This is a genomic window from Streptomyces lucensis JCM 4490, from assembly GCF_014650035.1.
GTDB classification, from domain to species: Bacteria; Actinomycetota; Actinomycetes; order Streptomycetales; family Streptomycetaceae; genus Streptomyces; species Streptomyces lucensis.
The window spans coordinates 78,553-96,117 of sequence record NZ_BMUE01000016.1 but is presented as its reverse complement, the minus strand read 5'-3'; the positions used below and the strand labels follow the sequence as shown (position 1 = coordinate 96,117).

Genomic DNA, 17,565 nt, shown 5'->3' with positions numbered 1-17,565 from the left:
CTCAGCCGGAGAGGCCGACCACCAGCCAGATGAACGCGGCGCCCGCCACCGTGCACAGCAGGGTGGAGCGGGCGGGGTGCTCGTGGTGCGCCTCGGGGAGGATCTCGGCGGCGGCGAGGTAGAGCAGTACGCCGCCGAAGAGGCCGAGGTAGCCGCCGAGGACCGGTTCGGGGATGCGGAAGAAGGCGGTCGACAGCGCGCCCACGAGGGGTGCGCAGGCGTCGGCCACCAGCATGCCTATCGCCCGGCGGCGCGCGTTGCCGTACAGGCTCGTGAGGGTGAAGGTGTTGAAGCCGTCGGCGAAGTCGTGCGCGATGACGGCGAGCGCGACCGACGCGCCCATGCCTCCGCCCACCTGGAAGGCCGCGCCGATGGCCACACCGTCCATGGCGCTGTGGCCCACCATGGCGCCGGCGGCGGTAAGGCCGACCTCGGGCGTCCGGTGCTGGTGTCCCTCGGCGCCGCCGTGCGGCGCCTGCCGGGCGGCGAGGGTGCGTTCCACCAGATGGGCCAGCAGGAATCCGGCCACGAACAGCAGCAGGGCCGCCGGCACCCCGAACACCTCGCGGCCCGTCGCCCGCAGTGCCTCCGGCAGCAGGTCGAGGCCGACCACGCCCAGCATCAGTCCGCCGGCCAGGCCGAGGACGAGATGCCTGCGGTCGGTCACACGCTGCGCCGTCCAGCCGCCGGCCAGCGTCATCAGGAACGCGCCGAGCGCGACGAAGACCGCCATAGGCCCTTGCTATCCGATGGAGGCGCCTTCGCGCACATCCGGCGCCGTCCGCACTCCCCCAGACCCTGACATTCCGCTTGATTCCGTCTTGCTTTCCCGTATGAGAGGACCCTTCCCATGGCCGATGCCCCCACCGGCAAGGTGACGTTCGTCGGTGCCGGCCCCGGCGCCGCCGACCTGCTGACGTTCCGTGCCGCGCGCGCGATCGCCGAGGCGGACGTGGTGATCTGGGCGGCCAGCCTGGTCCAGGCGGAGGTCCTCGAGCACGCGCGCGGGGACGCGGAGGTCCTGGACTCGGCCGCCATGTCCCTGGAGGACGTCGTCGCCGTCTACGAGCGTGCCCACGCCGAGGGACTGAAGGTCGCCCGCATCCACTCCGGCGACCCGGCTCTGTGGGGCGGCACCCAGGAGCAGCTGGACCGGTGTGCGCGGCTCGGGATCGCGACGGAGGTCGTGCCGGGCGTGTCGTCGTTCTCGGCGGTGGCCGCGCTGGCGCGGCGCGAGCTGACGATCCCGGAGGTCGCGCAGTCCGTCGTGCTCACCCGGCTGGGCGGGGGCAAGACGCCGATGCCGCCCGGTGAGGAGGTCCGCGAGTTCGCCCGGCACGGCACCACCATGGCGATCTTCCTGTCGGCGGCGCGCAGCGGGCAGCTGGTGCGCGAGCTGCTGGAGGGCGGCTATCCGACCGACACCCCCGTCGTCGTCGCGTACCAGGCGACCTGGCCCGAGGAGCTGGTCGTCAGGTGCACGATCGGCACGCTGGAGGAGACGGTCAAGGAGCACAAGCTCTGGAAGCACACGCTGTTCCTGGTGGGCCCGGCGCTGGACGCGCACGGCACCCGGTCGCACCTGTACCACCCGGGGCACTTCCACGGGTACCGCAAGGCCGACCCGCAGGCCCGGCGGGCGCTGCGCGAGCGGGGGGCGAGCAGTTGATCACGGTCGTCGGCACGGGGACCGGGGCGCCGGTCGCGGACGACGTGCTCGCCGGGGCGGCTCTGGTGGTCGGCGGGCGCCGGCACCTGGACGCCGCGCGGCTGCCGGAGGGCGCCGAGCGGGTGGTGCTCGGCCCGCTGGCGCCCGCCCTGGACACGGTCGCCCGGTACGTCGGCAAGGAGCTGCCGGTGGTCGTGCTGGCCTCCGGGGATCCGGGGTTCTTCGGGATCGTGCGGGCGCTGGCCGAGCGGTTCGGGGCCGGTGCGCTGCGGGTGCTGCCCGGTGTGTCCTCGGTGGCCACGGCGTTCGCCCGGATCGGGCTGCCCTGGGACGACGCGGTCGTGGTCAGCGCCCATGGCCGGGACGTGCGGACGGCGGTCAACGTCTGCCGGGCGCACCCGAAGGTGGCGGTGCTGACCGGGCCGGGGGCCGGGCCGGCCGAGCTGGGCGCCGCGCTGCCCGACGGGCGTGTCCTGGTCGTGGCGAGCGCGCTCGGCGATCCGGCGCGGGAGCGGGTGGAGCGCGTGACGCCCGCCGAGGCGGCGGCCCGGGACTGGGGCACGGCGGTGAGCGTGGTGCTCTGCCTGGACGAGGCACGCGCCCTGGGCGCGGTGCGGACGGTCGCCGGGCCGGCCGCGCACCCCGGCGGGTGGGCGCTGGACGAGGGCGGCTTCGCCCACCGGGACTCGATGATCACCAAGTTCGAGGTGCGGGCGCTGGCCCTGGCCCGGCTGGGTCCGCGGCCGGGCGATCTGGTGTGGGACGTGGGCGCCGGCTCGGGCTCGGTGGCGGTGGAGTGCGCGCGGTTCGGGGCGGCCGTCGTCGCCGTCGAGAAGACCCCGGACGGGGTGGAGCGGGTCCGCGCCAACGCGCGGGCCCACGGCGTGGACGTGCGCGTGGTGCACGGCTCGGCGCCGGACGCCCTGTCGGGGCTGGCGGACGATCCGGACGCGGTGTTCGTCGGCGGCGGGGGGCGTGAGCTGCCCGCGATCGTCACCGCCTGCGCGCGGCGGGCGCGGCGGAGCGTGGTGGTGGCGCTGGCCGCGCTGGACCGGGTGCCGGCGGTGCGCGAGGCGCTGACGGCCGCCGGGTTCGCCTGCGACGGGGTGCTGCTGCAGTCCTCGCGGCTCGCGCCGCTGCCGGGTGACGTGACCCGGCTCGCGGCCACCAATCCCGTGTTTCTGCTCTGGGGCTTGAGAACCCCGGTACCGAGAGAAGGAGTTGACCAGTGATCGGCCTCATTTCCGCCACCGCGGCGGGGGCGGCGGCGCGGGACCGGCTGGCCGCGGCGTGGCCGGACCGCACCCGGGTGTACGAGGGTCCCGTCGGCGAGGCCGTACGGGCCGCGTTCGGGGAGTGCGAGCAGCTGGTGTGCTTCCTCGCGACCGGGGCGGTGGTACGGCTGCTCGCGCCGCTGCTCGGCGACAAGGCGGCCGACCCGGGTGTGGTGTGCGTGGACGAGGGCGGCCGGTTCGCGGTGTCCCTGGTCGGCGGGCACGGCGGCGGCGCCAACGAACTGGCCCGCGAGGTCGGGGAGTCGCTCGGCGCCGAGCCGGTGGTGACGACCGCGACCGACTCCGTCGGGCTGGCGGCCCTGGACACGCTCGGGCTGCCGTACGAGGGTGCGGTCGCCGGGGTCTCGCGGGCGCTGCTGGACGGCGAACCGGTCGTGCTGGAGGCCGAGGTGCCGTGGCCGCTGCCGCCGCTGCCGACCGCGCCGCGGGGGGCGTACACGGTCCGGCTCACCGACCGGGCCGTCGCGCCGGGCGACCGGGAGGTGCTGCTGCGGCCGCCGTCGCTCGTGGTCGGGGTCGGCGCCTCGAAGGGCGCGCCGGCCGAGGAGGTCCTCGCTCTGGTCGAGGAGGCGCTGCGGGAGGCGGGCCTGTCGCAGCGATCCGTGGCCGAGCTGGCCACCGTGGACGCCAAGGCCGGGGAGCCCGGCATCGTCGAGGCCGCCGGGCGGCTCGGGGTGCCCCTGGTGACGTACTCCGCCGCGGAGCTGGCCGCCGTGGACGTGCCGAACCCGTCCGGCGCACCGCTCGCGGCCGTCGGCACCCCGTCGGTCGCCGAGGCCGCCGCCCTGCTGCGCGGTGGCGAACTCCTCGTGCCCAAGCGGAAGTCGGCGGCCCGGCCCGCGATGGCCACCTGTGCCGTCGTCAGGCGTCCGGGGCGCGGCCGGCTCGCCGTGGTGGGGCTCGGGCCCGGCGCCCGGGACCTGCTCACCCCGCGCGCGGCGGCCGAACTGCGGCGGGCGTCGGTACTGGTCGGTCTCGACCAGTACGTGGACCAGATCCGCGACCTGCTGCGGCCCGGCACCCGGGTGCTGGAGTCGGGGCTCGGCGCGGAGGAGGAGCGGGCCCGCACCGCCGTCGCCGAGGCCCGGCGCGGGCACGCGGTGGCGCTGATCGGCAGCGGGGACGCGGGCGTGTACGCCATGGCGTCCCCCGCGCTCGCCGAGGCCTCCGACGACATCGACGTGGTCGGGGTGCCCGGGGTGACGGCCGCGCTGGCCGCCGGGGCGGTCCTGGGGGCGCCGCTGGGTCACGACCACGTGTCCATCAGCCTGTCCGACCTGCACACGCCGTGGGAGGTCATCGAGCGCCGGGTGCGCGCGGCGGCCGAGGCGGACATCGTGGTGACCTTCTACAACCCGCGTTCCCGTGGCCGGGACTGGCAGCTGCCCAAGGCGCTGGACATCCTCGCCGGGCACCGGGAGCCGGCCACCCCGGTCGGCGTCGTCCGCAACGCCTCGCGGCCGGACGAGTCGAGCAGGGTGACGACACTCGCCGCGCTTGACCCGGCGACGGTCGACATGATGACGGTCGTGACCGTGGGCAACACCGCGACCCGGAACATCGCGGGCCGCATGGTGACCCCGCGCGGCTACCGCTGGCAGGAGGGCGCCCAGTGAACCGAGTGGTCCACCCCATCGAGCAGGAGTCCTTCCGGCGGCTGCGCGCCCGCCTGGACACCTCGCACTTCCCGCCGCTGACCCGGGCGGTGGTGGAGCGGGTCATCCACTCCGCCGCCGACCTGGAGTACGCGACCGATCTCGTCATGGACGAGGACGACCTGGTCAAGGCGCACGCGGCGCTGCACGCCGGGGCGCCCGTCGTGGTGGACGTGGAGATGGTCGCGGCCGGCATCACCCGGCGCGAGACCGTCTGCCGGCTCGGGGAAGCCGTGTCCGGTCCGGGGCTGACCCGTTCGGCGCACGCGGTACGGCTGGCGTACGAGCAGGTCGGGCCGGGCGCCCTGTGGGTGATCGGCTGCGCGCCGACCGCCCTGGAGGAGCTGCTGACCCTGGACGCCTCCCCCGCACTCGTCATCGGCCTTCCCGTCGGCTTCGTCGGCGCGGCCGAGTCGAAGGAGGCGTTGCGCGCGAGCGGGCTGCCCGCCGTGAGCAACGTGTCCGAGAAGGGCGGCTCGGCGGTCGCCGCCGCCGCGCTCAACGCCCTGCTGTACCACCCCACTTCGTCTGAGGAGATCTCGTGACCACCCCGCCCGCCCTGCTCATCGCCGGCCACGGCACCCGGGACGACGCCGGAGCCGAGGCGTTCCGCGACTTCGTACGGGAACTGGGGCGCCGCCGGCCCGGCCTGCCCGTCGCGGGCGGCTTCATCGAGCTGTCCCCGCCGCCGCTGGGCGAGGCCGTCGCCGAACTGGTCGAGCGGGGCGTGCGCCGGTTCGCGGCGGTGCCGCTGATGCTGGTGTCCGCCGGGCACGCCAAGGGAGACATCCCGGCGGCGCTGGCCCGCGAGAAGGAGCGGCACCCGGGCATCTCGTACACCTACGGCCGTCCGCTCGGCCCGCATCCGGCGCTGCTGGAGGTGCTGGAGCGGCGGTTGGACGAGGCGCTCGGCGGCACGCCAGGGGACCGCTCGGACGTCACCGTGCTGCTGGTCGGGCGCGGGTCCACCGACCCCGACGCCAACGCCGAGGTGTACAAGGCGGCGCGGCTGCTGTGGGAGGGCCGCGGATACGCGTCGGTGGAGACGGCGTTCGTGTCGCTGGCGGCGCCGGACGTGCCGAGCGGCCTGGACCGGTGCGCGAGGCTGGGCGCGCGGCGGATCGTCGTCCTGCCCTACTTCCTGTTCACCGGCATCCTGCCGGACCGGGTGCGCCGGCAGACCGGGGAGTGGGCGGCCGCGCACCCGGAGACGGAGGTGCGGTCGGCCGACGTCATCGGGCCCGAGCCGGAGCTGCTGGACCTGGTGCTGGAGCGGTACGAGGAGGCCGTAAAGGGCGATCTGCGCATGAACTGCGACTCGTGCGTGTACCGGATCGCGCTGCCGGGCTTCGAGGACAAGGTGGGGCTGCCGCAGCAGCCGCACTTCCACCCGGACGACGACGGCGACCACGGGCACGGGCACCACCATCACGGGGGGCACTCGCACAGCCATGCGCACTGAGGAAGTGGACGGCGTCGGGCATGACCTGCGTCACCACGGGGACGCCGAGGTGCGGGACGACGGGGCGGCGCTGGTCGACCTCGCCGTCAACGTCCGTACCGGCACGCCTCCGCCGTGGCTGCGCGAGGAGATCGCCGGCTCGCTGGCGTCCCTCGCGGCCTACCCGGACGGGCGGGCCGCGCGGGCGGCGGTGGCGGCGCGGCACGGGCTCGACGCGGAGCGGGTGCTGCTGACGGCGGGGGCGGCTGAGGCGTTCGTGTTGCTCGCCCGGGCGCTGAAGGTGCGCCGGCCGGTCGTCGTGCACCCGCAGTTCACGGAGCCCGAGGCCGCGCTGCGGGACGCCGGGCACACCGTGGACCGGGTCCTGCTGCGGGCCGAGGACGGCTTCCGGCTGGACCCGGCCGCGGTGCCGGAGGACGCGGACCTGGTGGTGATCGGGAACCCGACGAATCCGACGTCGGTGCTGCATCCGGCCGAAGTGATCACCGGGCTCGCGCGGCCCGGGCGGGTGCTGGTGGTCGACGAGGCGTTCATGGATGCGGTGCCGGGCGAGCGGGAGGCGCTGGCCGGGCGGACCGACGTGCCCGGTCTCGTCGTGCTGCGCAGCCTGACCAAGACCTGGGGGCTGGCCGGGCTGCGCATCGGGTACGTGCTGGCCGGGCCCGAGACGATCGCCGCGCTGGAGCGGGCCCAGCCGTTGTGGCCGGTGTCCACGCCGGCGCTGGCCGCGGCCCGGGCCTGTGTGGCGCCGCGGGCGCTGGCGGAGGCGATGCACGCGGCGCACCGCATCGCCGGGGACCGGGCCCACCTGGTCGCGGGGCTGTCCGCGTTCGCGGACCGCGGGGTGCGGGTGGTGGAGGACGCGCAGGGTCCGTTCGTGCTGGTCCACGTGGCGGGCGCCGCCGCGGTACGGCGGCGGTTGCGCGACCTCGGCTACGCCGTGCGCCGCGGGGACACGTTCCCGGGGCTCGACGAGGAGTGGGTGCGGATCGCCGTACGGGACCGGAGCACGGTGAGCGGGTTCCTGAAGGCGCTGTCGGCGGCGCTGCCGTAACGGGCCCCGAGGGCCCGTTACGGCAGTCCCCTAGACCACGCGGAGCCGGCCCCTCGGGTGGTCGGCGAGCGCGGCGAGGGCCTCGGCCGTCGCGTCGTCGACCGGGAGGAAGACGATGAGCTGCTGGGCGTCCCCCGGGACGTCCAGCAGCTCGCGGACCAGGCGGAGCTCGGGGCCCGCCGGGTGGTTGAGCCGGAGCACGCCCCGCTGCGGGACCACATGGCGGTTCAGGCGGCGCGTGAAGTCGGGGCCGGCCTCGGGGGCGAGTTCGGCGGTGAACCACTCGGCGTTCTCGATGGACGGCCCGAGCCACAGGTCGAAGGCCTGCTCGTCGGCGACGGCGTCCCAATCGACGAAGTAGGCGCGCGCACGGGGATCGGTGAAGACGTACCTCGTGAGGTTCGGGGCGTCGCCGTCGAGGAGTCCGGTTCCGCTGGTCAGGGTCTCGTAGCCGCTGGTGTGCGCGAGGATGTCGCCGAGCCGGTTCGTCACGACGGCGATCCCCGGCTCCAGCAGGCGGAGCGTGCACAGCACGGAGGGGCGCACCTCGCGCCGGGGCGGGGCCGGCCGCTTGTGCGCGGTGCACTCGCCTCCGGTGATCTTCGCGAGGTAGCGCAGGTGATTGCGTTCGGCGGGGGCGAGACTGAGCGCGTCGGCGAGGGCGTTCACCACGGCCACCGACGGGTTGCGGTCGCGGCCCTGCTCGATGCGGGTGAGGTACTCGACGCTGATGCCGGCCCGTGCGGCCAGGTCGAGGCGGCGCAGGCCCGGTGAGCGGCGGCGCCCGCGCTCCGGCAGGCCCAGTGCCTCCGGCTGGATGCTGTCGCGCTTGGCCCGGACGAAGTCCCCCAGTGGTGTCCCCATGCGGCGAGGATAGGCCGCGGGTCCCTCGGGTGCGCAGTGCTCAGGGTGGCCCTGCGGGGGCCAGCCTGACCCCGGCCTGGTTGCGTGACGCGCGCCGGCCGAAGGTGGTGGACATGGAGAACGAGCAGAAGTTGCTGATCATCGTCGGAAGCGTCCGGGAAGGCCGGTTCGGTCCGGTCGTGGGCTCGTGGGTGGCCGAACAGGCGCGGCTGCACGGAGGGTTCGAGGTGGACGTCGTCGATCTCGCCGGGATCGACATCCCGTTGGCGCTGCCCGCGGCCTCACCGAAGTCCGCCGGTGACGACTACCCGCGTCCGGCCGGTATGGCGCGGCTGACCTCCGCCCTGGAGTGGGCCGACGCGTTCGTCGTCGTCACGCCCGAGTACAACCACAGTTACCCCGCCTCGCTGAAGGCGGCCATCGACTGGCACTTCACCCAGTGGACGGCCAAGCCGGTCGCCTTCGTCAGCTACGGCGGCGCGGCGGGCGGACGGCACGCCGTGCTGCACCTGGAGAACGTGCTGACCGAGCTGCATGCGGTGACCATCCGGGACGGTCTGGCCTTCCCGAACTACTTCACCGCGTGGCAGGACGGCGAGCCGGTCGACGGTGACGCGCCCGTCTATGCCAAGACCCTTCTCGACCAGCTCGCCTGGTGGTCGGCCACCCTCCGGGCGGGCCGGGAGGCGGCCCCGTACCCGGGGTGACGAGCGGACGGACCAGACCGGGCAGGGGCCGGACGGGGACGGCCGGACCGCGGACCGGGCGGGGACCGGACGGGAACGGCCGGACCGCGGACCGGGCGGGGACCGGACGGAGACGGCCGGACCGCGGACCGGGCGGGGACCGGACGGGAACGGCGGGACGGGGAGCGGCCGGCGGCCCGGGGACGGGAAACGCCGGCCGCCGCCCGGCGAGGCGGGCCCGATCACCGCGGATCAGAGGTCAGTGCTCACGGCGTGGCGCCACCACCGCCCGGCAACGCCGGCCCGGGGACAGGGCGGCGCTGCCGGACCGAGATCGCGGTCGCGGCGTCAGCTCCTGCGGCGCCGGGCCACCACCACCGCTCCCCCGCCCGCCAGCAGCAGGGCCAGCGCGCCGCCCGCGATGTACGGGGTCGCGGAACTGCCTCCGGTCTCCGCGAGGTTGGCCTCGTCGCCCGGGGCGCCCTGGGGACGGACGTCGCCCGCCGGGTCCTGGCTCGGCGCCGAGTGCTTGCCGTGCGGGGCCGCCGGGGACTCGCAGGTGGCCCTGGCCAGGGTGACGGTGCCCTCGACGTCGGCCACGTTGAGCTTCAACGGGTTGACGGACACCTTGAGTCGGAGGGCCGTCGCGGCGGCCGTGCGGGTGGTGGTCCGGCGCTGCGAGAGGTCGAGGCGGACCTTCCCGACGCCGGGCACCTTCACCTCGGCGGGCCCGCCCGCGGTCAGGGTGACGCGCTTGCCGAGGACGGTGACGGCGCCGAGGACGTTCGCGGAGGCGACCGGCGCCTTGCCGGCCTCGCACGTCGCCTTGGCGGTCACCGTGTCGACCTCGATCAGCGACAGCAGCGGCAGGCCGGGGACGTGCACCTTGGCGTGCACGAGCCGGACCGAGCCCTCGGCGCGCCGGGCGGTGACCGTGGCCCGGGACCGGGCCACGTCGGCACGGGCCACGGTGAACGGCTTGCCGCCGGCCACACCGTCGAGCCGGGCGGTCAGCGTCGTCCGGTCGGCGCTCTGCGGCGCCTGGACCTCGTTGAGGGAGACCGCGAGCGGTACGTGGACGGTCTTGCTGAGCAGGGACACGTCGAGCCCGGTGCGCAGGACGACGGCGGAGGCGCGACCGTGGCCGATGGACGCGTGCGCGGCGCCCGCGCCCAGGACCGCGGGCGCCGCGGTGAGGGCGGTGACCGTCGCGACGGCTGCGAGACGGCGCGCGGGCATACGGAAGTTGTTGCTGTTCAAGGCGGTGGGACCCCCAGACGGGACTTGCTTGGGACCCGTCAACCTTGTACGCGATATGGGTGAACAGTCAGCAATCCGGGGGTACTTCACTCAAACGTGGAAATTCCGCACGGTGATTCGAATCGCGGGCACATCTACTCGACGACGATGCCGTTGAGCACCACCCGTCGCGGCGCCGCCAGCACCCGTACGTCCGCGCGGGGGTCGGCCCCGTACACCACGAGGTCGGCCGGCGCGCCCTCCTCCAGGCCGGGCCTGCCGAGCCAGGCGCGGGCGCCCCAGCTCGTCGCCGACAGGGCCCGCACGGGCGGGATGCCGGCGGTGACCAGTTCCGCCACCTCCGCCGCCACCAGGCCGTGGGCCAGCGAGCCGCCGGCGTCCGTGCCGACGTAGACGGGGATGCCGGCGTCGTAGGCGGCGCGCACGGTGTCGTAGCGCCGCTCGTGCAGCCGCCGCATATGGGCGGACCAGCGGGGGTAACGGCTCTCGCCGCCGTCGGCGAGGCGCGGGAAGGTGGCGATGTTGACCAGGGTCGGGACGATCGCGACGCCCCGTTCGGCGAACAGCGGGATCAGGTCCTCGGTCAGGCCGGTCGCGTGCTCGACGCAGTCGATGCCCGCCTCGACGAGGTCGCGCAGGGAACTCTCGGCGAAGCAGTGGGCGGTGACGCGGGCGCCGAGGCGGTGGGCCTCGGCGATGGCCGCCGCGGCGGCGTCGCGGGGCCAGCAGGGGGCCAGGTCGCCGGCGCCGCGGTCGATCCAGTCGCCGACCAGCTTGACCCAGCCGTCGCCGCGCCGGGCCTCCTGGGCGACGTAGGCGACCAGGTCCTCCGGTTCGATCTCCCACGCGTAGTTGCGGATGTAGCGGCGGGTTCGGGCGATGTGCCGGCCGGCCCGGATGATCTTCGGGAGGTCCGCGCGGTCGTCGATCCAGCGGGTGTCGGAGGGCGAGCCCGCGTCCCGGATCAGCAGGGTGCCGGCCTCCCGGTCGGTGAGCGCCTGCTTCTCGGCGGTCTCGGGGTCGACCGGGCCGTGCGCGTCGAGGCCGACGTGGCAGTGCGCGTCGACCAGGCCGGGCAGTGCCCAGCCCTCGACGGTGGTGACGTCGCGGGCGCCGGCGGGGCGGTCGTAGGAGATCCGCCCGCCGATCACCCACAGCTCGTCACGGACGTCCTCGGGCCCCGCCAGGACCCGGCCCTTCACGTGCAGCACCGCGCCATCGCTCATGCCAGGCACCCTAACGGCCTACGCGTCGCCCTTGCCCACCTGGTCGGAGGTCTCTTCCTCGACCTCGGCCATCGCCGGGTCGAGCAGGCGGGACAGGAAGTGCCGGGTGCGCTCGTGCCGGGGCGCGCCGATGACCTGTCCGGGCCGGCCCTCCTCGACGATCACGCCGCCGTCCATGAAGACGACCCGGTCGGCGACCTCGCGCGCGAAGGTCATCTCGTGCGTGACGACCATCATCGTCATGCCCTCCTGCGCGAGCCCGCGCATCACGGCGAGGACGTCCCCGACCAGTTCGGGGTCGAGTGCGGAGGTCGGCTCGTCGAAGAGCATCACCTCGGGCCCCATGGCGAGGGCGCGGGCGATGGCCACGCGCTGCTGCTGGCCTCCGGAGAGCGAGGACGGGTAGGCGCCGGCCTTCTCCGTGAGACCGACCCGGGCGAGGTTCTCCGCGGCGATCCGCGCCGCGGCCGCCTTGTCCCGCCCGAGGACCCGGCGCTGCGGCAGGGTGAGGTTCTCGGTGACGCTCAGGTGCGGGAAGAGGTTGAACTGCTGGAAGACCATGCCGATGCGGCGGCGCACGGCGTCGATGTCGACGTCCTCGTCGGTGACCTCGGTGCCGCCGACGAAGACCTGTCCCCCGCTGGGCTCCTCCAGCAGGTTCACGCAGCGCAGCAGCGTGGACTTGCCGGAGCCGGAGGGGCCGATGACACAGACGACCTCGCCCTGGCCGATCTCCAGGTCGATGCCGCGCAGCACCTCGTTGGCGCCGAAGGACTTGTGCAGTCCACGGACCTCGATCTCCGGACGGCTCACCGGATCGCCTCCTGCGACTTGGACTCCATGCGGCGGACGACGAAGCTGAGCGGGACGGTGACCAGCAGGTAGCACAGACCCGCGACCAGGATGGGCGTGGAGTTGGCGGTCGTACTGGCCAGGTCGCGGCCGTACTTGGACAGTTCCCGCTCCTCCAGGGTGACGCCGAGGAACAGCACCAGCGAGGAGTCCTTGAAGAGCAGGACGAGTTCGTTGGTGAGCGGCGGCAGGATGATCCGGAAGGCCTGCGGGACGATGATGGAGACCATGGCCTTCGCGGGCGAGAAGCCGAGCGACCGGGCCGCCTCCATCTGCCCCTTGGGCACGGCCTGGATGCCGGCGCGGATGGTCTCCGCCATGTAGGCGGCCGAGACCAGGCCGAGCGCGATGGCGACCTTGCCGTACGTCCCGCCCGGGATCTCCGTGCCGGGGAAGGCGAGGGGCACGGCGACGCCGACGAAGATGAAGATCAGCAGGGCGGGCAGGCCGCGGAAGATCTCGATGTAGACGCCGGCCAGCCAGCGGTACGGGCCCACGGAGGACAGCCGCATCAGCGCGACGACCATGCCGAGGACGAGCCCGACGACGAAGCCGGACACCGTGTAGAGCACGGTGTTCTTCAGCGCCAGCGTGATGACGTCCGGGAACATCTGCTTGGCGATGTCGGCCTGGGCGAACTGGTTCTGCAGCCGGTCCCAGTCGGCCGTGACCGCGAACGCGATCACGGCGGCGAGGAAGACGGCGTACTGCACACCCCTGGACAGGGTGCGCTTCTGCCGCCGGGTCAGCCCCTTCTTCTTCGGCTGGAGCTTCGCGTCCGTGTCGGTCATGAGGCCGCCGGCGAGGCGACGGTGGCGTTGTACGGGCCGATCCACTTCTCGTAGATCTTCTTGTACGTGCCGTCGGCCTTGGCCTCCTTGAGCGCCTTGTCGATGGCCTCGCGCAGCGCCGTGTTGCCCTTCTTCACGGTGAAGCCGTACTGCTCACCGGTCTTGAGGTTGTCGACGACCTTGAACCTGTCCGCGTTCGCCTTGTCCTTGAGCCAGCCCTGGACGACCGGGTAGTCGATGACGACGGCCTGGACCTGGCCGGTGCGCAGGCCGTTGAGGACGGCGTCGGAGGACTCGAAGGAGATGGGGTCGTAGCCCTTGCCCTTGACGTAGTCCTCGCCGGTGGTCTGCGCCTGGGCGCCCAGCTTCTTGCCCTTGGCCTTGACGTCCGCGAGGGAGCCCACGCCGCTGCCCTTGTCGACGAGGACGGCCTGGGTGGCCTCGAAGTACGGGTCGGAGAAGTCGACGTTCTTCTTGCGCTCGGCGGTGATCGTCATGCCTGCGGCGGCCAGGTCGCACTCGCCGGAGTTGAGGAAGGCGCCGGTCTTGAAGTTCTCGAACGGGGTGTCGAGGATGTGCTGCTCGACGCCGAGGTCCTTGGCGACGAGGTCGATGAGGGAGACGTCGAAGCCCTGCACCTTGCCGTCGATCTCCGACTGGAACGGCGGGTACGGCAGGTGGGTGCAGGTGGTCAGCCGGCCGGCCTTGGCGAGGTGGACGCCTTTGACGGTGGTCTTGCCGCTCCCCCCGTTGTCGTCCGAGGAGCAGCCGGCGGCCACGAGCACGAGCCCGGCGGTCGCGGTGGTGGCAGCCAGGAGGCGGGTCCGGCGCCCGAGGAGCGTTGTCATGGGGGAAATCTCCTGTGGGGGGAACTATGGGTTCCGATTATAAGGAAAGGTTTGGGCCTCTCAAACCAAACCAAGGGCTGCGGGGCGCTCCGACCTAAGATCGAGGGAGTCGACCCCTCACCCAGAGGGCTTCCACGACCTCAGCGAAAGAGGAGAGCACCGCCGTGAACCACCCCTTCCTGGACCTGCCGCCGCTGAGTGCCGAGCGCTTCGCCGCCATCGAGGACGGCGTGGCCCGGCTGCTGGGTACCCGGCAGGACGTCCTGATCACCCAGGGCGAGGCGCTGCTGCCGCTGGAGGGCGCGATCCGCTCGGCGGCCGGTCCCGGCACGGTGGCCCTGAACGTGATCACCGGACCGTACGGGCAGACCTTCGGCGACTGGCTGCGCGACTGCGGCGCGGCCGTGCACGACCTCTCCGCCCCCTTCCACTCGGCGGTGAGCGCCGGGCGGATCCGGGAGGCCTTCGCCGAGCACCCGGAGATCGACTTCGTGTCGCTGGTGCACGCGGAGGCGGCGACCGGCAACACCAACCCGGTCGCGGAGATCGGCGAGGTGGTGCGGGAGCACGGCGCGCTGTTCTATCTGGACGCGGTCGCCTCCGTGGGCGCGGAGCCTGTGCTGCCCGACGCGTGGGGTGTGGACCTGTGCGTGATCGGGGCCCAGAAGGCGATGGGCGGCCCGGCTGGCGTGTCGGCGATCTCGGTGAGCGAGCGGGCCTGGGCCCGGATGGCGGCGAACCCGAACGCGCCGCGCCGCTCGTACCTCTCCCTGCTCGACTGGAAGGAGCGCTGGACCGACGCCGGCCGCAAGGTGCTGCCGCACGCCCCCGCACAGCTGGAGATGCTGGCGCTCCAGGCGTGCCTGGAGCGGATCGAGTCGGCGGGCCTGGACGCGGTGATGGCCCGGCACCGCAACGCCGCACGGGCCGCGCGGGCGGGTGCGGTGGCGCTGGGCGGGGGCCTGGAGCCCTATGTGCGCGAGGCGGCGGACGCCGCGCCGGTGGCCACGACGTTGCGGGTGCCGTCGGACCTGGTGGCCGCGGAGCTGGTGGCCCGGGCCCTGGAGAGCGACCCGGCACTGCCGCTGGCCGCGGGCGGGGGCGCACTGGCCGAGGAGATGATCCGGGTCAATCACTACGGACCCGACGCGACGCCGGACGCGGTCCGGGCGTCCCTGGCGGCCCTGGGCGCCGCGCTCGCCGGGAAGGGTCTGACGGTGGATCCCGCGGCGGCCGAGCGCGCCGTGAACGACGCCTGGCGGTAGCGGCGGGCCGCCCCCGGCAGGTGACCGCCGAGGGCGGCCGACATTCCACGTGAACGAATCGGCGAAAACAACCGAGCGTGAATTCAATTTACTTTCACAATTCCCGCCGATTCTTCGGACGATAGCTTCCCGTCTTCTTCTGCCCGCTTTTTGCGAAGCTAAACGGGGGAGATTTCCGGCACATTTACGGCGACTCCCAGGCTGTGATCCATTCCACAAGACTGCACTTTTGTCCTGTTTTGATGCAGGTCAATCCGGCTATATCGGACCAGCCTCTGTGTGGCGCAGAGACGCCGCCCGTGCATTTTCTAATTCGCCTCGCTAAATTCGTGCCGCATGACTGCCGCACCCGCAGACCTGCTTGTCGACCGACCGGCGACGACCGACGGCGCCGCGCTCTGGCGTCTCGCCAGGGACTCGAAAACCCTCGACCTGAACTCTTCGTACAGCTATCTGCTGTGGTGCCGGGACTTCGCCGGCACCTCGGCGGTGGCGCGCGGCGCGGACGGTGAGCCGGTCGGCTTCGTCACCGGCTACGTGCGGCCCGACCGCCCCCGCACCCTGCTCGTCTGGCAGGTCGCCGTGGACTCCGCCCACCGCGGCCACGGCATCGCCGCGGCGCTGCTGGACGGGCTGACCGCGCGGCTCACCGCCGAACGCGGCATCACCGACGTCGAGACGACCATCACCCCCGGCAACACGGCCTCCGAGCGCCTGTTCACCTCGTTCGCCGCCCGGCACGGGGCCCGGGTCGAGCGTGAGGTGCTGTTCTCCGCGGACCTGTTCCCGGACGGCCCGCACGACCCCGAGGTCCTCTACCGCATCGGCCCGCTGGCCCGCTGACCGCGCGCACCGCGGCACACCCGTACGGCCCGTCCACCGACTTCCCCCCACGAGGAGCGATTCACCGTGACCATCACCCAGCCCGACCTCAGCGTCTTCGAGACCCTCGAGTCCGAGGTGCGCAGCTACTGCCGCGGCTGGCCCACCGTCTTCGACCGCGCGCAGGGCAGCCGGATGTACGACGAGGACGGACACGCGTACCTCGACTTCTTCGCCGGCGCCGGCTCACTCAACTACGGCCACAACAACCCCGTACTGAAACGGGCGCTGATCGACTACCTGTCCCGGGACGGGGTCACCCACGGCCTGGACATGTCGACCACGGCCAAGCGCGCCTTCCTGCAGACCTTCGAGAACCTGGTGCTGCGCCAGCGCGACCTGCCGTACAAGGTCATGTTCCCGGGGCCGACGGGCACCAACGCCGTCGAGTCGGCGCTGAAGCTCGCCCGGAAGGTCAAGGGCCGCGAGGCGATCGTGTCGTTCACGAACGCCTTCCACGGGATGTCCCTGGGCTCCCTCGCCGTGACCGGCAACGCCTTCAAGCGGGCCGGCGCCGGCATACCCCTGGTGCACGGCACGCCGATGCCGTTCGACAACTACTTCGACGGCCGGGTCCCGGACTTCCTGTGGTTCGAGCGGCTGCTGGAGGACCAGGGTTCCGGCCTCAACAAGCCGGCCGCCGTGATCGTGGAGACCGTGCAGGGCGAGGGCGGCATCAACGTCGCCCGCCCCGAGTGGCTGCGCGCTCTCAAGGAGCTGTGCGAACGGCAGGACATGCTGCTGATCGTCGACGACATCCAGATGGGCTGCGGCCGCACCGGCGCCTTCTTCTCCTTCGAGGAGGCGGGGATCGTGCCCGACATCGTCACCGTCTCCAAGTCGATCAGCGGCTACGGGCTGCCGATGTCGCTGTGCCTGTTCAAGCCCGAGCTGGACGTCTGGGAGCCCGGCGAGCACAACGGCACCTTCCGCGGCAACAACCCGGCGTTCGTCACGGCCACCGCCGCCCTGGAGACCTACTGGACGGACGGGTCGGCCATGGAGAAGCAGACCCGCACCCGCGGCGAGCAGGTCGAGCAGGCGCTGATCTCCATCACCGAGGAGAACCTCGCCGACGTCAAGGAGTACCGCGGGCGCGGGCTGGTGTGGGGCCTGGAGTTCCACGACAAGGACCGGGCCTCGCGGGTCGCCCGGCGCGCCTTCGAACTCGGCCTGCTCATCGAGACGTCCGGTCCGGAGGGCGAGGTCGTCAAGCTGCTGCCCGCCCTCACCATCACCCCCGAGGAGCTGGACGAGGGGCTGAGCGTCCTCGCGCGCGCCGTCCGCGAGACCGTCTGACCCGCTCTTCTCGTTCCGCAGTCCGTACGACAGGAGGAAGTACAGCACCGTGATCGTCCGATCGTTCAAGGACATCGAAGGCACCGACCGGCACGTCAAGAGCAAGTCCGGCACCTGGGAGAGCAAGCGGATCGTCCTCGCCAAGGAGCGGGTCGGCTTCTCCGTGCACGAGACCATCCTGTACGCCGGCACCGAGACGCACATGTGGTACGCGAACCACATCGAGGCCGTCGTCTGCACCCGGGGCGAGGCCGAACTCACCGACCGCGAGACCGGGAAGACCTACACGATCACTCCCGGCACCATGTACCTCCTGAACGGGCACGAGCGGCACACGCTGCGCGTCAAGGAGGACTTCCACTGCATCTGCGTGTTCAACCCGCCGGTGACCGGACGGGAGGACCACGACGAGAACGGCGTCTACCCGCTGCTCACCGAGCCCGAGGAGGTGTGACGG

At 73.2% G+C, this 17,565-nt stretch carries 18 protein-coding genes; 11 read left to right on the top strand and 7 right to left on the bottom strand.

Annotation, left to right across the window (positions count from 1 at the left end; all coding sequences use genetic code 11):
- Nucleotide 1 precedes the first annotated feature (1 nt).
- Nucleotides 2-733 (bottom strand): ZIP family metal transporter, encoded by a 732-nt coding sequence (locus IE177_RS28850; RefSeq protein ID WP_190018401.1) that lies wholly within the window; start codon nt 731-733, stop codon nt 2-4.
- A 117-nt stretch (nt 734-850) separates the two neighbouring features.
- Here IE177_RS28850 and cobM point away from each other — a divergent pair, with 117 nt between their 5' ends.
- Genes cobM through cobC form a run of 6 tightly spaced genes read left to right on the top strand, consistent with a single transcriptional unit; the run spans nt 851 to nt 7,135 of the window.
- Entirely contained in the window at nt 851-1,669 is an 819-nt protein-coding gene (gene cobM, locus IE177_RS28845) for a precorrin-4 C(11)-methyltransferase (RefSeq protein ID WP_190018400.1), read from the top strand.
- The gene (gene cbiE, locus IE177_RS28840; protein WP_190018399.1) at nt 1,666-2,901 is read left to right on the top strand and encodes a precorrin-6y C5,15-methyltransferase (decarboxylating) subunit CbiE; all 1,236 of its coding nucleotides are present in this window, start codon (nt 1,666-1,668) and stop codon (nt 2,899-2,901) included. Before cobM ends, cbiE begins: the two co-directional genes overlap by 4 nt.
- Nucleotides 2,898-4,580 (top strand): precorrin-3B C(17)-methyltransferase, encoded by a 1,683-nt coding sequence (gene cobJ, locus IE177_RS28835; RefSeq protein WP_190018398.1) that lies wholly within the window; start codon nt 2,898-2,900, stop codon nt 4,578-4,580. The genes cbiE and cobJ overlap by 4 nt, the downstream gene beginning before the upstream one ends.
- Complete coding sequence (locus IE177_RS28830; protein ID WP_190018397.1) at nt 4,577-5,164, top strand: precorrin-8X methylmutase; 588 nt, start codon at nt 4,577-4,579, stop codon at nt 5,162-5,164. Before cobJ ends, IE177_RS28830 begins: the two co-directional genes overlap by 4 nt.
- Nucleotides 5,161-6,081 carry a sirohydrochlorin chelatase gene (locus IE177_RS28825; RefSeq protein ID WP_190018396.1) on the top strand — a complete coding sequence of 307 codons (921 nt, stop codon included), beginning with the start codon at nt 5,161-5,163 and terminating at the stop codon, nt 6,079-6,081. The genes IE177_RS28830 and IE177_RS28825 overlap by 4 nt, the downstream gene beginning before the upstream one ends.
- Nucleotides 6,071-7,135, top strand: a complete 1,065-nt coding sequence (cobC, locus tag IE177_RS28820) for an Rv2231c family histidinol phosphate aminotransferase CobC (protein WP_190018395.1) — start codon at nt 6,071-6,073, stop codon at nt 7,133-7,135. Before IE177_RS28825 ends, cobC begins: the two co-directional genes overlap by 11 nt.
- 30 nt (nt 7,136-7,165) lie before the next feature.
- On the opposite strand, the gene IE177_RS28815 is transcribed toward cobC, so the two are convergent.
- Nucleotides 7,166-7,999 (bottom strand): helix-turn-helix domain-containing protein, encoded by an 834-nt coding sequence (locus IE177_RS28815; RefSeq protein ID WP_190018394.1) that lies wholly within the window; start codon nt 7,997-7,999, stop codon nt 7,166-7,168.
- A gap of 113 nt (nt 8,000-8,112) precedes the next feature.
- Between IE177_RS28815 and IE177_RS28810 the strand changes: the two genes are divergently transcribed.
- The gene (locus IE177_RS28810; RefSeq protein ID WP_190018393.1) at nt 8,113-8,706 is read left to right on the top strand and encodes an NADPH-dependent FMN reductase; all 594 of its coding nucleotides are present in this window, start codon (nt 8,113-8,115) and stop codon (nt 8,704-8,706) included.
- A 327-nt stretch (nt 8,707-9,033) separates the two neighbouring features.
- On the opposite strand, the gene IE177_RS28805 is transcribed toward IE177_RS28810, so the two are convergent.
- The 5 genes from IE177_RS28805 to IE177_RS28785 all read right to left on the bottom strand — a co-directional run bounded on the left by IE177_RS28805 (nt 9,034) and on the right by IE177_RS28785 (nt 13,662).
- Nucleotides 9,034-9,945 carry an SCO1860 family LAETG-anchored protein gene (locus tag IE177_RS28805; RefSeq protein ID WP_190018392.1) on the bottom strand — a complete coding sequence of 304 codons (912 nt, stop codon included), beginning with the start codon at nt 9,943-9,945 and terminating at the stop codon, nt 9,034-9,036.
- A 134-nt stretch (nt 9,946-10,079) separates the two neighbouring features.
- Nucleotides 10,080-11,171: an amidohydrolase family protein gene (locus IE177_RS28800; RefSeq protein WP_190018391.1), complete on the bottom strand. Its 1,092-nt coding sequence runs from the start codon at nt 11,169-11,171 to the stop codon at nt 10,080-10,082.
- An 18-nt stretch (nt 11,172-11,189) separates the two neighbouring features.
- Nucleotides 11,190-11,984, bottom strand: coding sequence for an amino acid ABC transporter ATP-binding protein (locus IE177_RS28795; protein ID WP_190018390.1), 795 nt, complete (start codon nt 11,982-11,984; stop codon nt 11,190-11,192).
- Nucleotides 11,981-12,814 (bottom strand): amino acid ABC transporter permease, encoded by an 834-nt coding sequence (locus IE177_RS28790; RefSeq protein WP_190018389.1) that lies wholly within the window; start codon nt 12,812-12,814, stop codon nt 11,981-11,983. Before IE177_RS28790 ends, IE177_RS28795 begins: the two co-directional genes overlap by 4 nt.
- Nucleotides 12,811-13,662, bottom strand: a complete 852-nt coding sequence (locus IE177_RS28785) for a transporter substrate-binding domain-containing protein (protein ID WP_190018388.1) — start codon at nt 13,660-13,662, stop codon at nt 12,811-12,813. Before IE177_RS28785 ends, IE177_RS28790 begins: the two co-directional genes overlap by 4 nt.
- A gap of 164 nt (nt 13,663-13,826) precedes the next feature.
- Here IE177_RS28785 and IE177_RS28780 point away from each other — a divergent pair, with 164 nt between their 5' ends.
- From IE177_RS28780 to IE177_RS28765, 4 genes are all read left to right on the top strand, one after another.
- Nucleotides 13,827-14,927, top strand: a complete 1,101-nt coding sequence (locus IE177_RS28780; protein WP_190018387.1) for a pyridoxal-phosphate-dependent aminotransferase family protein — start codon at nt 13,827-13,829, stop codon at nt 14,925-14,927.
- A 336-nt stretch (nt 14,928-15,263) separates the two neighbouring features.
- The gene (gene ectA, locus IE177_RS28775) at nt 15,264-15,770 is read left to right on the top strand and encodes a diaminobutyrate acetyltransferase (protein ID WP_190018386.1); all 507 of its coding nucleotides are present in this window, start codon (nt 15,264-15,266) and stop codon (nt 15,768-15,770) included.
- Between the two features lie 66 nt (nt 15,771-15,836).
- Nucleotides 15,837-17,108 (top strand): diaminobutyrate--2-oxoglutarate transaminase, encoded by a 1,272-nt coding sequence (ectB, locus tag IE177_RS28770; protein ID WP_190018385.1) that lies wholly within the window; start codon nt 15,837-15,839, stop codon nt 17,106-17,108.
- A 49-nt stretch (nt 17,109-17,157) separates the two neighbouring features.
- The gene (locus IE177_RS28765) at nt 17,158-17,562 is read left to right on the top strand and encodes an ectoine synthase (RefSeq protein ID WP_190018384.1); all 405 of its coding nucleotides are present in this window, start codon (nt 17,158-17,160) and stop codon (nt 17,560-17,562) included.
- Nucleotides 17,563-17,565: the final 3 nt, after the last annotated feature.